Consider the following 16,274-nt stretch of genomic DNA (forward strand, 5'->3'; position numbering starts at 1 on the left):
GGCCTTGCGTTTTGGGCGGGGCGGTGAGGGGATCGCGCTCAAGCGCGCTCCTACAGGGCACTCTCGCCGTGGATCTGGAAGGTTAGTGGGGTACCGGGGGCGTCGTTGGGTTGGCCGCCGCCGAGGTAGAGCGTGTAGTCGCCGGGTTTCACGGCGCGGTGGCCGCTGGCGTCGACGGAGCTCAGGGAGCGCGGGGACAGAGTGAACGTGACGCGGCGGGATTCGCCGGGCTTCAGGTGGATGCGTTCGAGGCCGACCAGCGTGCGTTGCGGCGCGAGCGTGTCGGTGGCGGGGTAGCTGAGGTACGCCTGGGCGACTTCGTCGCCGGCGCGATCGCCGTCGTTGCGCACGGTGACACTGGCCGTCAGCGGCTTGCCGGCTTCCACGCTCGCCGCCGATGCCTGTGCGTCGGTGTAGCTGAAGCGCGTATAGCTGAGGCCGTGGCCGAACGGGTACAGCGGCTCGCCCTCGAAGTAGCGGTACGTGCGGCCCTTCATCTGGTAGCTGGTGAACGGCGGCAGGTCGCGGACGGAGTGGTAGAAGGTGACGGGCAGGCGGCCTGCGGGGTTGTAGTCGCCTGCCAGCACCTGTGCGATGGCGGTACCGCCGCTTTCCCCCGGGTACCACGCGGCCACGATGGCAGAGGCGTGTTCCTTCGCCCAGTTCAGCGCTACTGCGCTGCCTGACATCAGCACCACGACCAGCGGCTTGCCGGTAGCGGCAGCGCGCTCGAGCAACGCCTGCTGTGCCGCGGGCAGGCTGATATCGGTGCGGTCGCCGCCGTCGAAGCCTGGTACGTCCACATGCAGCTCCTCGCCTTCCACATCAGGCGAGAGGCCGACGAAGGCCACCGCGACATCCGCGGCGGCCACGGTGCGTTCAGCTTCCGCGAGCTGCGCATCGGCAGGCGGCAGCCATTGCAGGCGCACGCCCTGGTCTTCACCGCTATGCACGTACTCCAGGCGCACGGCGTGCGGCTGCGTGTCGGTGAAATGCAGCGTGGCTTGGGTGTGCTTGTCATCGCCCGTATCGTCGATGACGGCTTTGCCATCGACGAAGAGCCGCACGGGATCGTGGCCCGAGCAGTCGAAACAGCGCTCGACGTGGACGGCGAGCGTGTAGTCACCGGGGCCCGGTGGCAGCAACGAACCGGTCCAGCGCACGGCGTAACGGCCCTTGGGCAAGCCGGCGGGCGACACGTGGTCCCAGTCGAAATCGATGGTGCGGTCGGTGCGGGACACCCGGGGCTTGCCGCTGAAGTCGCCGTTGTCGAAATACGCCGCGGCGAGACCCGCAGGAGCGTCGGCGCTATCACCCGTGCGTAGCGCCGTCTCCGGCACAGGTACCGGCACGCCCGCGGCGATCGGCGCGCCCTGCGCATAGGCGACGCGCGCGGCACCGAAGCGTGTACGCAAGCCTTCGAGCGGCGTGACCGGCGCGCGCGGCGTCGCGTGGTAATTGGCTTCCAGCGTTTCTACCGTATCGGCATTCGGCCCGATCACGGCGATACGCGGCGTGCCCTTGAAGGGTAGGGTGCCGCTATCGTTCTTCAACAGGACCATCGATTCCAGCGCGGCCTGCAGGGCCAGTGCGCTGTTCGCCTTCGTATCGACAGGTGCGGGCTTCTTCGCCGGTGCGCCGAGTTCACCCAGGCGATAGCGCGCGGCAAACAGCCGTACGAGCGAGGTGTCGAGCGTCGCTTCACTCACCTCGCCGCGGCGCACGGCGTCGGCGAGCTCCGCGTACGCGAAGCCGCAATCCAGGTCGGTGCCAGCGCGAATGGCGGCCGCCGAGGATCCCGCGTTATCCGGCCGGTAGTAGTGGAACTTCGTCATGTCGTCGATCGCGTCGCAATCGGACACCACGAAGCCGGTGAAGCCCCAGCCTTTGCGCAGCGTATCGGTGAGCAGGCCAGCATCCGCACACACAGGCGTGCCATGCAGCGCGTTATACGCGCACATCACCGAGCCAGCGTGGCCTTCGGTCACCGCGGCACGGAAGGCGGGGAGGAAGGTCGCCTCGCGATCGTGCGGCGAGACATCCACATCGAAACCATGTCGCCCCGCCTCCGGCCCGCTGTGCACGGCGAAGTGCTTGGGTGTGGCGATGGCGCGCGGGTGGGCCGGATCGGGTCCCTGGATGCCCTGCACGAAGGCGACGGCGAGGCGGCCGGTCAGGTACGGATCTTCACCGTAGGTTTCCTGGCCACGGCCCCAGCGCGGGTCGCGGAAGATATTCACGTTGGGCGACCAGATCGTGAGCCCTTCGTAGCGGCCGTGGTCATGCCCAGCGCCGATCGTATCGAAGCGGGCGCGCTGTTCGGTGGAGACAACTTCGCCCACCCGGTGCATCAGCTCGGGATGCCAGCTGGCGGCCAGGCCGATCGCCTGCGGGAAGACCGTGGCGTAGCCGGCGCGCGCCGCGCCATGCAACCCTTCGTTCCACCAGTCGTACGCGGGAATCCCGAGCCGTGGCAGTGCCGGAGCGGCACTCTGCAACTGGGTCACTTTCTCGTCGAGGCTCATGCGCGCGACCAGCTCGCTTGCCCGTTGCTCCGGCGTAGCCGTGGCAGCGGCCCGGGCCTGGGCACCTGCCAGCGCCATGGCGCCGGCCAGGGCTAGAACGGTGAGTGGTCGCGCGCGGATCGTCATCGGTGGGCTCCCGTCAGTTGCACCGACTGTAGGCCATACAGCGGCCCGTTGATGGGCGCTGTGACACGCATGCAGAGATCGTGCTCGCCTTGCGTCGCCGGCAGGCGGCCCTTCAGCTCGAAGCGCTCGCCGAGCGCCTTGCCATCCGGCAGCGGCAGGCTGGCCAGCAGCTTGCCGCTGCAGGTGTCCTCGTAGATCTCCAGCTCGCCGTTGGCGGTTTTTGCCGGATGCGGCACGACCTTGGATTGCTCGTGCGCAAGCCCGTAGTTGCGTGCGAGTCGCGCCGCCTCCACGCGAATGCCGGTGATGCCATCGAGCGGTGCCTTCGGATAACGCCAGCACGAGGTGAACAGATCGATGTCGTACACCGGCGTATCCATGGCGCCGAGGTCGGGCAGCAACGGCATGCGCAGGCCCAGGCCACCATCCGCGCACTTGGTGAACTCGCCGTTGTGGCGGGTCAGCAGCGAGACCTGGTCGATCAGGCGGCTGCGCGCTGCCGCGATGGGCGTGCCATCGGGCGCAAACGTCGCTGCACGCACGGTCACCGGCAGGGTCACCGGGAAAGGCACGCTGTAGGCTTTGGCCGAGGCACCCGGTGTGCTGCCATCCGTGGTGTAGCGCAGCGTGCCGAAGCCGGTCTGGTTATCCAGGCTTACCGTGGCCTTGCCACTGCGCAGCACGGCCGGCACGTCTTCCTGCACGTGGATACCCGGGGCGAACGCGGTGTCGGAGGGGATGATGTCCAGCGCCGCATAACGACGCAGCTGGGCCGGCAGGCGTTGCTGGAAGCTATCCCAGTTCTTCGCCTCGCGCGGCGACCACGCGATCTCGGACATGGCATCGAGGCGTGGGTACAGGGCGTGCTCGACGTGGCGCTGCGAAGGGATGAACTCGGCCCACAAGGTCGCTTCGGTGCCGAGTACATGCTTCGCCTGCTCGGGCGTGAGCGAGGCATCGACGGGCTCGAAGCCGTAGACGCGCTTCAGGTCGAGCACCGAGAGACGGCCATTGGGCTCGTCGGCGCGATCGCTCTGGTGGTTATCGAAATACATCCAGCCCGCGGGCGCGAGCACGACGTCATGGTCCTGCTTCGCTGCCGCGACCGCGCCTTCGACGCCACGCCACGACATGACCGAGGCGGTGCGGGGAAGGCCGCCTTCGAGGATTTCATCCCAGCCGATCAGGCGGCGGCCATGCTTGCCGAGGTAATCGCCCAGGCGATCGGTAAACCAGCTTTGCAGCGCATTCTCGGTGGTGATGCCCAGCGATTTCATCTTCGCCTGCACGGCCGGCGAATCCTTCCACTGGTCCTTGACCGCCTCGTCGCCACCGATGTGGATGTAGGTCGAGGGGAACAAGGTCATGAGTTCATCGAGCACGTTCTCGATGAAGGTGAAGCTCTTGTCGTCCACGTTGTAGAGATAGGGATTGACGCCCCAGTCCACGGAGACGGCAGGCCGTTCGCCGGTGACACCGACGATCTCCGGATACGCGGCGACGGCGGCCTGCGCGTGGCCTGGCATGTCCAGCTCGGGGACCACGGTGATGTGCCGCGCGGCGGCGTAGGCCACCACGTCACGAATCTCGTCCTGCGTGTAGAAGCCACCGTACTTGAGCGGCTCGCCGTGCGTACCTGCGCCGGGCGGCGTGCGCCAGCCACCGATGCTGGTCAGTTTGGGGTAACGCTTGATCTCGATCCGCCAGCCCTGGTCATCGCTGAGATGCCAGTGGAAGACGTTGAGCTTGTGCTCGGCCATGCTGTCGAGCGCCTGCTTTACCTCGGCAACGGTGCGGAAGTGGCGGACCACGTCGAGCATCAGGCCGCGCCATGCAAAGCGCGGGAAATCGCGGATCGCGACATCAGGGACTTGCGTGGCACCTTGTTTTCCATCGGCGGTGGCGAGTTGCCAGAGCGTTACTGCGCCGTAGAACAAGCCAGCATCGCCCCGTGAGGTGATACGCGCACCGGTGCCGTCCACATCGAGCGTATAGCCATCGGTCTGCGTGACGGTAGCCTTGGGATCGGTACGCACGACGATCGCACCGCGCGCGGGCGTAGCCGTTGCGCTCACCGTCAGCGTAAGCCCACGGCTGCGCTTGAGCTCGGCGGCGAGGTAATTCGCGGCAGCCTCGGCACCCTTGTCACCTGGCGCATACGCAATGACGCTCTGTGCGTTGACGGCCAGGCTGCCCGACGCCGGTGTTACGGACACCGGCATGGGGATCAGTGGGATCGGCAGCGCCGCCGCGGCTTGCGCCTGGCCGAGCCCGCTGGTGAGTAACAACGCGGCGGCCAGCGCCGCGTGCAGGCCCCGGCGTTGCGCCGGGGTGTGCTTCGTCATGCCATGGGTCATCAAGCCAGCCTTTTAGAGGAACGTATAGCGCAGGGCCAGGGTGGTCGCGCGCGGGAGCTGCCAGGTGGCGGCGTGGTAGTTCACGCTGTCGATGGACGATCCGTCGCCGTACAGTCCGTTATCGTAGACCTGGTTGATATCGATCGTGCCCTGGCGGTTGGTGACATTGCTCACCCGCAACTGCAGGCTCAGGTCGTTCGAAGCGTTGATCTTCCAGTGGTACGTGGCGGAGAGATCCAGCTGCCAGAAGAACGGCAGGCGCTTGTCCGTACCCTGCTTCGCCACCTGGCCATCGCAGTAATGTGCCTGCGAGGGGAGATACTGGTAGGTCGGATCGCTGGTATCCGGATAGCTACCGAGGCAACTGGTCGGCGCGCCGGTGTGCGCGGTGAACACACCGCCGAGCGACAGGCCGTTGGTGAAGTCGTACGTGCCCGTCGCGGTCAGGCTGTGGCGGATATCGCCCGCGAGGTTGCCGTTGCTGCCGATCATCACGCCGGGGTAGTTGAACGCCGAGGTCTGGCCGATCCAGCCGGCGTTGCGGCGCTCTTCATCGATCAGGCCGTTGGTGTTGCCGTATTCCCGCGCATACGTGTAGCTCAGGTTGAGGAAGTACGGCTCATCCGGCGTGGAGGCGTGGGTCAGGCCGAGTTTGAGGTTGTAGTACTTGTGCGCAGGCCTGGGCAGGCCCAGCGCGGCGCCGGGGATCGAGAGCGGCTCGACACTGCCATCGCCGTTGTAATCGCGCTTCAGCGTGAAATTCTCGCCGGGGTTCACCAGCCAGCAGGTGTAGTTGTTCTGCGTGTAGTTGGTATAGCCCTGGCTTTGCGCGTAGGCCTGCACGCCCCCGCCGTAGCAGGTGTCTTCGACCACGCGGCGCAGATCGACCCAGCCGAGCTGGACCAGGCCGGACCAGTTCGTGTTGAGCTGCTGCTGGGCATACAGCTGCGCTTCGTACTGGAAGGGCGCTTTGATATTGGTCGCGGCGATCTGTGCCGGCGTCGGGACACCTTCGGCCGTGATCGCCGAACCACCGATCTGGGTCAGGCCCAGCGGTGTCTGCGTGCTCGGGTCCACGCCGGTGTAGGTGTAGTAGTTGGTGTACGTCGTGCGCGGCTCGGCCACGCCGAAGCTGAAGGATGAGGGCAGGGGGATCGAGTACTTGCCGAGGCTGCCGCCGACCTTGAGCGAGCTGTCGCCGTTCACGTCCCACGAGAAGCCGAGGCGCGGCGAGGTGATCGGCAGGCGCATGAACTGGTTGCCCACGCCGTCCTTGTAAATGTAGTTATCCCAGCGCAGGGCGCCGTAGACCAGCACGCGATCGGCCGCCTGCCAGTAGTCCTCGACATAGGCGCCCTTGTTGATCGTCTGGAATGAGCCGCCTTCGAGATCCACGTACTGGCTGACGTATTTGCCCGTGGCAGGGGAGACGGAGCCGTTCGGCAGGGCCACGCCCGCCTGGTCGTAATACGTGAACCAGCCCGCCGGCACGGAATCGGTCGTGCTGGCCAGCGAGTGTTTGTAGTACTCGCCGCCGAAGACCAGCTTGTGGTCGCCGAGCTGCCAGGTCAGGTCGCCCTTCCAGCCACGTCGCCAGTAATCGGAAGGCGAGTAGCTATACGGGTTGTTGTTGTGGCCGATGTTGGTCTGCGTCTGCGTGGCCGAGTTGTACGAGGTGACGTACGGGAACTCCGAGTTCTCGTCGCTGGAGTTCGGCGAGTACACGATCGAGCCGAGGTAACCACCCATCAGGCGCAGCTGCAGGTCGTCGTTGATCTGCCAGTGGTAGTTGCCGATCAGGAAGCGCGTATCGGTGCGCGTCTGGCTCCACGAGAGCCAGTCACCCACGGATTTCGGGTTGTAGTTCTCGTTGAGCTGGTAGTAATTGTTGAACGACTGGCTGTAATCGCGGTGGGCGAGCACGTTCAGCGACTGGTCGTTGGTGATGTTCCAGGTCAGGTTCAACAGGTAGTTCTTGTCGCGGCTGCTGGTGCTTTGCTTCTGGGTCTGACCGTACTGCTCGTTGCGTGACGCCGGGTCGTTGCCGAGCAGGGCGTAGAAGAACAGCTTGTCCTTCACGATGGCGCCGGATGCCCACAGGTACTGCTGTGCCTGCCCGTCGTGGTTATTCGCCGAGGCATAGCTGTAGTAGTCGCCGATGCTGTTCACCGTGTTGTGCCCGCGCGGGTTCAGCAGGCGCGAGGTCGGTGGGGTGAAGTACAGCGAGTAGCCGGCGTGGAAGTCGTTGGTACCCTGCTTGATCGTCGACGACATCACGCCGCCGGTGGCATTCGTCCACGAGGCGCTGGCGCCGTTGGTGATCAGCTGCGTATCGCTGATGGCTTCGGCGGGCAGGGCGGTGGAGCCCAGCGAGTTCTTGTCGTTGGTGACGTCGAACTCGTTGTAGTAGTAACGGTTCTCCGCGGGGCTGGCGCCGCCGATCGAGACAAAGCCCGTGTTGTGCTGGTCGAAGCGCACGCTGGAGTCCAGGCGCGCCACGCTTTCCGGGCTGCGGTCGACGGGCAGGGCATCGATGAGCTTGTAGTTGTAGCTGGTGGTGAGTTCGGGCGTGCTGACGTCGATCGGCGTCACCGTGGTGGACATCGTCGTGGCCTGCACCGTCACGGCGCCGAGGTCGCTGGCGTTCACGCTGGAAGCCGCGCTGGCCGCGGCGGCACCCAGTTCGGGCACGGCGGCATTACGGTTCGGGTTCACCAGCACGCTGGACTGGCCGAGCGCCTGGCCATCGCGCACCAGGCTGACCTGGTACTCACCGGGGTTCAGGCCGGTGAGGGAGTAGCGGCCGTCGGCGTCCGGCGTGATGTCCTTGCTGAAGCCGGTGGCGCGGCTGGCGACGTTCACCGTCACCCCCGCACCGGCGGCTTCATGGCCGTACAGGCCGCCGGTCAGCGACTGCGCCAGGGCGCCTTGCGCGCAGGCCAGCAGCACCGACGCCGCAAGCACCCGGCGCACGAGCCGGCCCGTGGTCAAACCTTCCCCTATGCCGCGCGTTTCCGCACGACAGACACCGTTGCGCTTGCTCATCGTTGATTAACTCCCCGCTAGATGAAATCAGCCATGCCTCGTGGCGGCACCCACGACACCGAGCTGCCCGTGTTCCACCAGCCACACCGGGACGCGCTCCAGGAAGGGGCGCATGACGCCCTTGTTGAAGAAACGCTCGCGGAAACGGCTGGTTAAAAGAAAATCGCGAAGGTGCGGCAGCACGCCGCCCGCGAGGAACACACCCCCGTGTGCTCCGTACAACATCGCCAGGTCGGCGGTGAAACCACCGAGCACGGCGCAGAAAACATCGAGTGCTTCGCGCGCGGCGGGGTCGCTGCCGGCGATACCGGCGGCGCTCACCGCATCGGGCGTGGCCAGCGTGGCCTCGCGCCCGTCGAGTTCAGAGATCGCGCGATAGGTGGCAAGCAAGCCGGGGCCGGAGACGATCGCTTCCACCGAGACGTACGGCCGAGTGCGCGCGAGGACGCGCAGGATCGCGATCTCGCGCTCGTCGCCCGGCGCGAGGGCGATCTGCCCGGCCTCGGTGGTCAGCACCTGCGCGCGCGGCGTACCTGGCAGCAGCACGGCCGAACCCAGGCCCGTACCCGGGCCCATGACCACCACCGGGCCAGGTGCGCCTTCCCTGGCGCCGGGCAACAGGGTGGTGCACTGGTCGCGGTCGATGAACTGGCTGGCGTAGGCCACGGCTTCGAAGTCGTTGATGACCTCGAGCGTGGGCGTGCCGGTGCTGGCGCGAAGACGGGAAAGACTGACCGGCCAGGGCAGGTTGCTGTTGGCTACGTTGTCATCGAGCACGTAGCCCGCGATGGCAATGGCGCAACGCTCGACGCCCTGGGGCGCGAGATGGGCCTGGGCGGCAAGGAAATCCTGGAGGATGGCATCGAGGCTGGCCCACTCGGCGCCGGCATAGCGCCCCTCGGCCAGGATGCGGACCGGCCGGCGCGGATCGGGCTGCCCGATGACCAGCGCGACGCGGGCATGCGTACCGCCGACATCGGCGGCCAGCACCGGACGGGGCACCGGCGCGATTTGCGCCACCACTGGCTGGTTGACCCACTGCCCCATACCCACCCCACGCTAGGAAAGCCACCCGAGTCTTCCCCGTGCGTGACAACGTTGTCAATAAACAACGTATTCACCAGTGAATAAACACGAAATATCACAATCTATTCCGTTGATTATCATAATCACGATTCGGCCATTCCTGCGCCCTCTCATTTCTTCGTGGGTCCCTCATTCCCCTGCAGGAGCGTTGTGCTCTCGCCGCATTCGTTGCCTAAAGCTTTCACGCCAAGGGCCGATAAGCCATCCGAACGACCCCCCGGGCTTGGTATAACGATGGCGAAGAAACCCTCCCAAGACGCAACCCCGGCGCCCCTGGCGCTGGAAGCGGACCTGCGTATCGGCGCGGCGCCTGCGCTGCGCGATACCCTGCTGACGGCGCTCAACGCCGGCGCGGCCATCCAGCTCGATGGCTCGGCGGTAGCCCAGGTGGATGCGGCTGCCCTGCAGGTGCTTGCGGCGTTCAGCCGTGACGCCCGCGCGGCCAGCGTGCCGGTGGCCTGGGTGGGTGCCAGCGATACCCTTCGCCGTAATGTCACGGTGCTGGGGCTTCATGCATTGATTGAACTGCCGGCGCAAGCTGGCGTGAACTGAAGGTAGATCACACCGATGGCAAAGATTCTTGCGGTAGACGATTCGGCCTCCATGCGCAGCATGGTCGCTTTCACCCTGCGTGGCGCCGGCCATGACGTCGAAGAGGCCGATAACGGCCGCGCGGCGCTGGACCAGGCGGGCGTGCACAAGTTCGACCTCGTCCTTGCCGACGTGAACATGCCGGTGATGGACGGCATCTCGATGGTGCGCGAAATGCGCACGATGGCCGGCTACAGCGGCGTGCCCATCCTCATGCTGACCACCGAGTCGGACACGAACAAGAAGATGGAAGGCAAGGCTGCCGGCGCCACCGGCTGGCTGGTGAAGCCGTTCGATCCCGACCAGCTGCTGGCGACTGTCGCCCGCGTGCTCGGTTAATCCACTGATCCAAGCGTTCCGGTTTATTCCAGGGTTTACCCATGTCCAAAGTCGATCTGGCGCAATTCCACAAGGCCTTCCATGAAGAGAGCCTCGACGGCCTCGACGCCATGGAACAGGCGCTCCTTGCGCTCGACGAAGGCGCGGAAGACCCGGAACTGATCAACGTCGTGTTCCGCGCCGCCCACTCGATCAAGGGCGGCGCGGCCACGTTCGGTTTCACCGACGTTGCCGCGTTCACCCACGTCGCCGAAAACCTGATGGACGAGGTCCGTAGCGGCCGCCGTCCGATGGAAAAGGCCGTGGTGGAACTGCTGCTGCGTTCGGGCGACATCATCCGCGACATGCTCTCGCTGCAGATGGCTGGTCAGCCCGGTGCCTCGGCGGAGAGCCAGGCGCTGCTCGGCGAACTCTCGGCCATGGTGTCGGGCGGTTCCGCCGCGCCGGCCGCGGCCGCGAAGGCTGCCGCGCCCGCGGAGACCATCGAAGGCTGGGACATCGCGTTCCGCCCGTTCGATTACCTGCTCAAGACCGGCAACGACCCGGCGCGCATGTTCCGCGAGCTCGAGGCCATGGGCCCGCTCACGGTCAGCGCCGATCTGTCGAAGCTGCCGCCGCTGGCGGATATGGACCCGTCGTCCTCGTACCTTGCCTACACGCTGGGCCTCGCCGCGGGCGCCAAGCGCGCCGCCGTCGAAGGCGTGTTCGATTGGGTCGATGGCGATTGCGACCTCACGATTACCCCGCGTGTCGCGGCGCCGGCCCCCGTGGCCGCTGCCGTGGCCGCACCGGCTGCACCCGCCGCGCCGCGCGCCGTGCGCGATGTAGCCGCCAACAGCGAGGCCAGCTCGGTCCGCGTTGGCATTGAAAAGATCGATACGCTGATCAACCTGGTCGGCGAGCTGGTCATCACCCAATCGATGCTCAGCCAGTTCCACGATGGCGTGGATGCCTCGCAGCTGGAAATGCTGCGCCAGGGCCTCGCCCAGCTCGGCCGCCACACGCGTGAGCTGCAGGAAAGCGTGATGAGCATCCGCATGCTGCCGATCAGCACGGTGTTCAACCGCTTCCCGCGCCTGGTGCGTGACCTCGCGCAGAAGCTCGACAAGAAGGTCGTGCTCGACCTGCGCGGCGAGACCACCGAACTCGACAAGACCGTGCTCGAGAAGATCGGCGACCCGCTGGTCCATCTCGTGCGCAACGCCATCGACCATGGCCTGGAAGTGCCGGCCAAGCGCCTGGCCGCCGGCAAGGGCGATACCGGCACGCTGCGCATGGAGGCTTTCCACCGTGGCGGCTCCATCGTGATCGAAGTGAGCGACGATGGCGCGGGCCTCAACCGCGACGCCATCGTGGCCAAGGCCGTCCAGCGCGGCATCATCGCCTCCGGCGATGGCATGAGCGACGACCAGGTTGGCGAACTGATTTTCGAAGCAGGCTTCTCCACCGCCGCCGCCACCACCGACCTTTCCGGCCGTGGCGTGGGCATGGACGTGGTCCGCCGCAACGTCATGGACCTGGGCGGTACCGTCGGTATTTCCAGTAAGCAGGGCAACGGCACCAAGTTCACGATCACCTTGCCGCTCACCCTCGCGATCATCGACGGCCTCACCGCCGCCGTGGGCGAAGAGACCTACATCGTGCCGCTGGTTTCCATCGTGGAATCGGTGCAGGTGAAGGCCGATGCGACGCGTAGCGTCGTTGGCGGTGGCGAGTTGTTCCGCTTCCGCGACGAGTGGCTGCCGATCGTCCGCCTGTACGACGTGTTCGGCTGCGACGGCACGCGCCGTGCCATCGAGGACGGCATCGTCATCGTGGTGGAAGGCGAGGGCACCCGCATCGGTCTGTTCGTCGATGAGCTCATCGGCCAGCAGCAGGCCGTGGTCAAGTCGCTCGAAGCCAATTACCGCCGCGTGGCGGGCATCTCGGGCGCCACCATCCTCGCGGATGGCTCGGTGGCCCTGATCACCGACATCGCCGGGCTGGTCCGCCTCCAGGGCCGCCGCAAGGCCGCCTGACCCATCCCGCCTACGTAGGAGCCCACCCTGTGGGCGACATCTTTCGCGTCGACGCTGCAGGGTCTGTGGCTCTTTCGCGAAAGATGTCGCTCACAGGGTGAGCTCCTACACGGGAGCGGATCGCTGTTTTGGGCGCGGGCACGTTCGCGCGCCCCCGGTTTGCCGCACCGCAGCGATCTTTCCGAAATTCCCGCTAAAGGTCCCCCGGCGCTGGCCGATACCCCCTTGAGGGGTCCCGAACCGCCGCACCGATCCGCAGTGGGAACACAATGAACCAGCCAGCCAGCACCGCCGTCGTGGCCGATGAAGCCGCGCAGTACCTGACCGTCAACCTCGGCAACGAGGAATACGGTGTCGATATCCTCGCCGTCCGCGAGATCCGTGGCTGGACGCCGGTCACCCGCATCCCCCAGGCACCGTCGTACGTGCTGGGTGTGCTGAACCTCCGCGGCGCCATCGTTCCCGTCCTCGATCTGCGCCTGCGCTTCGGCCTGGCCCGCGAGGAATACACCGCCACCACCGTCTGCGTGATCGTCATGGTCGCCGGCCGCCAGTTTGGCGTGGTCGTGGATGCCGTCTCCGACGTCGTCGAAGTATCCCCCTCGGGCATCCGCCCGGTGCCGGATATGGGCACCACCGTCGATACCGAATACCTGAAGGGCCTGACCTCCGTCGGTGAGCGCATGGTGCTCCTGCTCGATGTCGACCGCCTGCTGCAGCCGCAGGACGCCCAGATGCTCGAAGCCGCGCTCGCCAACACCGATGTGAAGGCCGTCGCCTAAGCCGAATCAAGCGAACCTGGCACGCTGCCGGGTTCGCCTTCGAACTTTGCCGAATTGGAATCGTGATGAAGAAGTTGAAGCTGAAGATCCCCGCCCTGACTGTCCGTGGTCGCCTGTACGGCGTGCTCGGCCTGTTGGCCGTCATGCTGGTGGGTGGTGCGGCCGTCGGCCTCGGCGCCATGTACCTGCAGAACGAAGGCATGCGCCAGGTGTACGAGGAAGAAGTCGTGCCCTCGAGCCTGCTGAGCCAGGTCAGCACCCAGGCGCTGATGGCCTTCGTGGTGCTCGGCGAAGCCGGTGCCAAGGCGACCGACAAGAGCGTGGTCACCCAGAAGCTGGCCGAGTTCGACAAGCTGCAGGCCTCGATGGGCAAGCTGAAGGACGACTTCAAGAAGATCCCGATGTCGGCCGACATCAAGAAGCTTTACGACAAGTGGCAGTCGACGAATGACGACTACGCGTCGGCCAAGAACGATGTGCTCGATGCGCTGAAGCAGGGCGACGAAGGCGCCAACGACATCATCGAGCTGTCGGTGCGCCCGATCCTGATGGACCGCCAGGCCCAGCTCGGCAAGCTCATCGACGCCAAGCGCGATGAAGCCGCGGGCATCTACGCCCACCAGGCTTCGCAGTACAAGGCCATCCGCGCCTTCGTCATCATCGCGCTCTCCGCCGGCCTGATCGTCAGTCTGCTGATCGGCGTGCTCGTGGTCCGTTCGATCATCCGCACGCTGTCGCAGACGGTGGAAGTGGCCAACAAGATTGCCGACGGCAAGCTGGGCCACGCGATCGAAGTGACCCGTAACGACGAACTGGGCCAGCTGCAGACCGCGTTCAAGACCATGGACGAGCGCCTCGCCGCGATCGTCACCGAAGTGCGCCACGGCTCCAGCTCGGTCAGCACGGCTGCGCAGCAGATCTCGCGCGGCAACGATGACCTCTCGCAGCGTACGCAGGAACAGGCTTCGAGCCTGGAAGAAACCGCGTCGTCGATGGAGGAAATGACCTCCACCGTGAAGCAGAACGCCGAGAACGCCAGCCACGCCAACCAGCTGGCCCGCGGTGCTCGCGAGCAGGCGGAGAAGGGCGGCGACGTCGTCGCGCAGACCGTCGTGGCGATGCGCGAAATCAACAGCTCCTCGAAGAAGATCTCCGACATCGTCAGCCTCATCGACGAAATCGCGTTCCAGACCAACCTGCTGGCGCTCAACGCCGCGGTGGAAGCGGCACGTGCCGGCGAGCAGGGCCGCGGCTTCGCCGTGGTTGCTACCGAAGTGCGCAACCTGGCCGGCCGTTCGGCGAACGCCGCGAAGGAAATCAAGGGCCTGATCAACGACAGCGCGAACAAGGTGAAGGCCGGTTCCGAGCTGGTCGACCAGTCGGGCAAGGCGCTCGCCGAGATCGTCGATAGCGTGAAGAAGGTGACCGACATCGTCGCCGAGATCGCTGCCGCCAGCTCGGAGCAGTCCGCCGGTATCGACCAGGTGAACCACGCCGTGCTGCAGATGGACGAAATGACCCAGCAGAACGCCGCGCTGGTCGAAGAATCCGCCGCTGCCGCCCGCGCCATGCACGAGCAGGCTACCGAGCTCAGCCGCCAGGTGTCGTTCTTCCAGGTGAGCGGCCAGGGTGGTAACTCCGCCGCAAAGGCGCCGCGTAAGGACGCCACGCAGCAGGAAATGGAAACCGTGTTCGCCGCCGTGCGCAGCCAGCCGGCTCCGCGTGCACAGCGCCCGGCCGAAGCCGCTGGCGATGCCGGCGTGTGGAAGGAGTTCTGATCGATGAACGCGCTCGTCAACAACGGCGATGCCGTCGTGCAGGCGGGCGCGACGGGGCCGAGCCTCGGGGAATCCGAGTTCGCGTTCCTGCGCGAGTTCGTGCTGCAGCATTGCGGAATCTCGCTGGGTGAGCACAAGCGCCAGCTCGTGCAGGGGCGCCTGCTGCGCCGCCTGCGCGCGCTGAATCTCTCCGGTTTCGGCGCGTACTGCGAGTTGCTGCGCCGCGACCCGGAGGCCGAACTCGGTGAACTGGCCAGCTGCATCAGCACCAATGTCACGTCGTTCTTCCGCGAGATGCACCACTACGACATGCTCATCGACGAGCTGTTGCCGCGCTGGCTGGAAGAGAAGAAGAAAAACGGTGGCCGCCTGCGGATCTGGTCCGCGGGTTGCTCCACCGGCGAAGAACCCTATGCCATCGCCATGGTGCTGGCCGAGGCGCTCGAGCGCACCGGCTCCACCATCGATGCCAAGATCCTCGCCACCGATCTGTCGCCGCAGGCCCTGGAAGCCGCCCGCAAGGGTGTCTATCCGGTCGACCGCCTGGGCGGCGTGGATGAAGCGCGCCGCCGCCGCTGGTTCCTGCGCGGCGAAGGCTCGTACGACGGCTACGTGCAGGTGCACCCGCGCCTGCGTGAGCTGGTCACTATCCAGCCCTTGAACCTGCTCCACGATTGGCCCATGCAGGGCAAGTTCGACGCCATCTTCTGCCGCAATGTCGTGATCTATTTCGACAAGCCGACGAAGGAGCGCCTGTTCGCTAGATACGCCGGCATGCTGGAAAGCCGCGGTTACCTGTTCCTCGGCCATTCGGAGTCCATGTACGGGCTATCCGAAGATTTCGATCTGATCGGCCGCACGGTCTACCGGACACGTCAATGAGCGACACGTTCGTCGCGCAGCCACGGACTTTCGCTGGCTTCGATCCCAAGGGTGTGTTGCCCGGGTTTGAGCATGTCCGCCGGTTCTGGGATCCCGCCCAGGACGTGGTGACGGTAAAGATCCTGCCGGGTGAGTACTACGTCAGCACGCAGGAAGAAATGATTTCCACGGTGCTGGGCTCGTGCGTCTCTGCGTGCGTGCGCGATGTCCGCCGCCGCATCGGTGGCATGAACCATTTCATGCTGCCGGAGCCCGCCAGCAACGATCGCGATAGCTGGGGCTCCACCGTGGGCCGCGCGGCGCGCTATGGCAACGACGCCATGGAGCACCTGATCAACGCGATCCTAAAGGCCGGCGGCAAGCGCGAAGACCTCGAAGTGAAAATCTTCGGCGGTGGCCGCGTGCTCCAGACGATGACCGATATCGGCCAGCGCAACATTGCTTTCGTGCAGCGCTACATCGCCACGGAAAAACTGAAGCTCTGCGCGGCCGATGTCGGCGATATCTACCCGCGCCATGTGCAGTTTTTCCCGGTGAGCGGCAAGGTGCGCGTGCGCCAGCTGCGGGCCACGCATGACAACCAGCTTGCCGATCGCGAGAAGCGATACCTCAAGCGATTGGAAAACGATCCGATAAAGGGAGAGGTCGAGCTGTTCTGACGCCTGGCGTCACACGGCTCCACCGCTTCCTACATGCCCGGCGGCTTCGCCCGACGGGATGTCCCGCCCACCGAGTTGCTAGTGCC

Annotated in this window: 11 protein-coding genes; 7 read left to right on the forward strand and 4 right to left on the reverse strand. The window is 65.9% G+C overall.

Annotated elements, in window-relative coordinates; all coding sequences use genetic code 11:
* Window positions 1-50: 50 nt before the first annotated feature.
* Genes L2Y96_RS07155 through glk form a run of 4 tightly spaced genes read right to left on the reverse strand, consistent with a single transcriptional unit; the run spans window position 51 to window position 9,100 of the window.
* On the reverse strand, window positions 51-2,603 hold the full coding sequence (locus tag L2Y96_RS07155; protein ID WP_247336959.1) for a glycoside hydrolase family 3 C-terminal domain-containing protein: 2,553 nt from the start codon (window positions 2,601-2,603) through the stop codon (window positions 51-53).
* Window positions 2,604-2,647: 44 nt separating this feature from the next.
* Window positions 2,648-4,996: a beta-N-acetylhexosaminidase gene (locus L2Y96_RS07160; RefSeq protein ID WP_247334693.1), complete on the reverse strand. Its 2,349-nt coding sequence runs from the start codon at window positions 4,994-4,996 to the stop codon at window positions 2,648-2,650.
* Between the two features lie 24 nt (window positions 4,997-5,020).
* Window positions 5,021-8,053 carry a TonB-dependent receptor gene (locus L2Y96_RS07165; protein WP_247334695.1) on the reverse strand — a complete coding sequence of 1,011 codons (3,033 nt, stop codon included), beginning with the start codon at window positions 8,051-8,053 and terminating at the stop codon, window positions 5,021-5,023.
* Window positions 8,054-8,080: 27 nt separating this feature from the next.
* Window positions 8,081-9,100, reverse strand: a complete 1,020-nt coding sequence (gene glk, locus L2Y96_RS07170) for a glucokinase (RefSeq protein WP_247334698.1) — start codon at window positions 9,098-9,100, stop codon at window positions 8,081-8,083.
* Window positions 9,101-9,373: 273 nt separating this feature from the next.
* Between glk and L2Y96_RS07175 the strand changes: the two genes are divergently transcribed.
* The 7 genes from L2Y96_RS07175 to cheD all read left to right on the forward strand — a co-directional run bounded on the left by L2Y96_RS07175 (window position 9,374) and on the right by cheD (window position 16,188).
* Window positions 9,374-9,691 carry an STAS domain-containing protein gene (locus L2Y96_RS07175; RefSeq protein WP_247334701.1) on the forward strand — a complete coding sequence of 106 codons (318 nt, stop codon included), beginning with the start codon at window positions 9,374-9,376 and terminating at the stop codon, window positions 9,689-9,691.
* Window positions 9,692-9,706: 15 nt separating this feature from the next.
* Window positions 9,707-10,069 carry a response regulator gene (locus L2Y96_RS07180; RefSeq protein WP_247334704.1) on the forward strand — a complete coding sequence of 121 codons (363 nt, stop codon included), beginning with the start codon at window positions 9,707-9,709 and terminating at the stop codon, window positions 10,067-10,069.
* 41 nt (window positions 10,070-10,110) lie between these two features.
* Window positions 10,111-12,087, forward strand: a complete 1,977-nt coding sequence (locus L2Y96_RS07185) for a chemotaxis protein CheA (protein ID WP_247334707.1) — start codon at window positions 10,111-10,113, stop codon at window positions 12,085-12,087.
* Window positions 12,088-12,356: 269 nt separating this feature from the next.
* Complete coding sequence (locus tag L2Y96_RS07190) at window positions 12,357-12,869, forward strand: chemotaxis protein CheW (RefSeq protein WP_247334709.1); 513 nt, start codon at window positions 12,357-12,359, stop codon at window positions 12,867-12,869.
* A gap of 65 nt (window positions 12,870-12,934) precedes the next feature.
* A complete protein-coding gene (locus L2Y96_RS07195; protein ID WP_247334712.1) occupies window positions 12,935-14,647 on the forward strand; it encodes a methyl-accepting chemotaxis protein in 1,713 nt (570 codons plus the stop codon).
* A 3-nt stretch (window positions 14,648-14,650) separates the two neighbouring features.
* Entirely contained in the window at window positions 14,651-15,529 is an 879-nt protein-coding gene (locus L2Y96_RS07200; protein WP_247334714.1) for a CheR family methyltransferase, read from the forward strand.
* On the forward strand, window positions 15,526-16,188 hold the full coding sequence (cheD, locus tag L2Y96_RS07205) for a chemoreceptor glutamine deamidase CheD (RefSeq protein WP_247334717.1): 663 nt from the start codon (window positions 15,526-15,528) through the stop codon (window positions 16,186-16,188). Before L2Y96_RS07200 ends, cheD begins: the two co-directional genes overlap by 4 nt.
* Window positions 16,189-16,274 lie beyond the last annotated feature (86 nt).

Origin of the sequence: Luteibacter aegosomaticola (genome assembly GCF_023078475.1) — a bacterium.
GTDB lineage: Bacteria > Pseudomonadota > Gammaproteobacteria > Xanthomonadales > Rhodanobacteraceae > Luteibacter > Luteibacter aegosomaticola.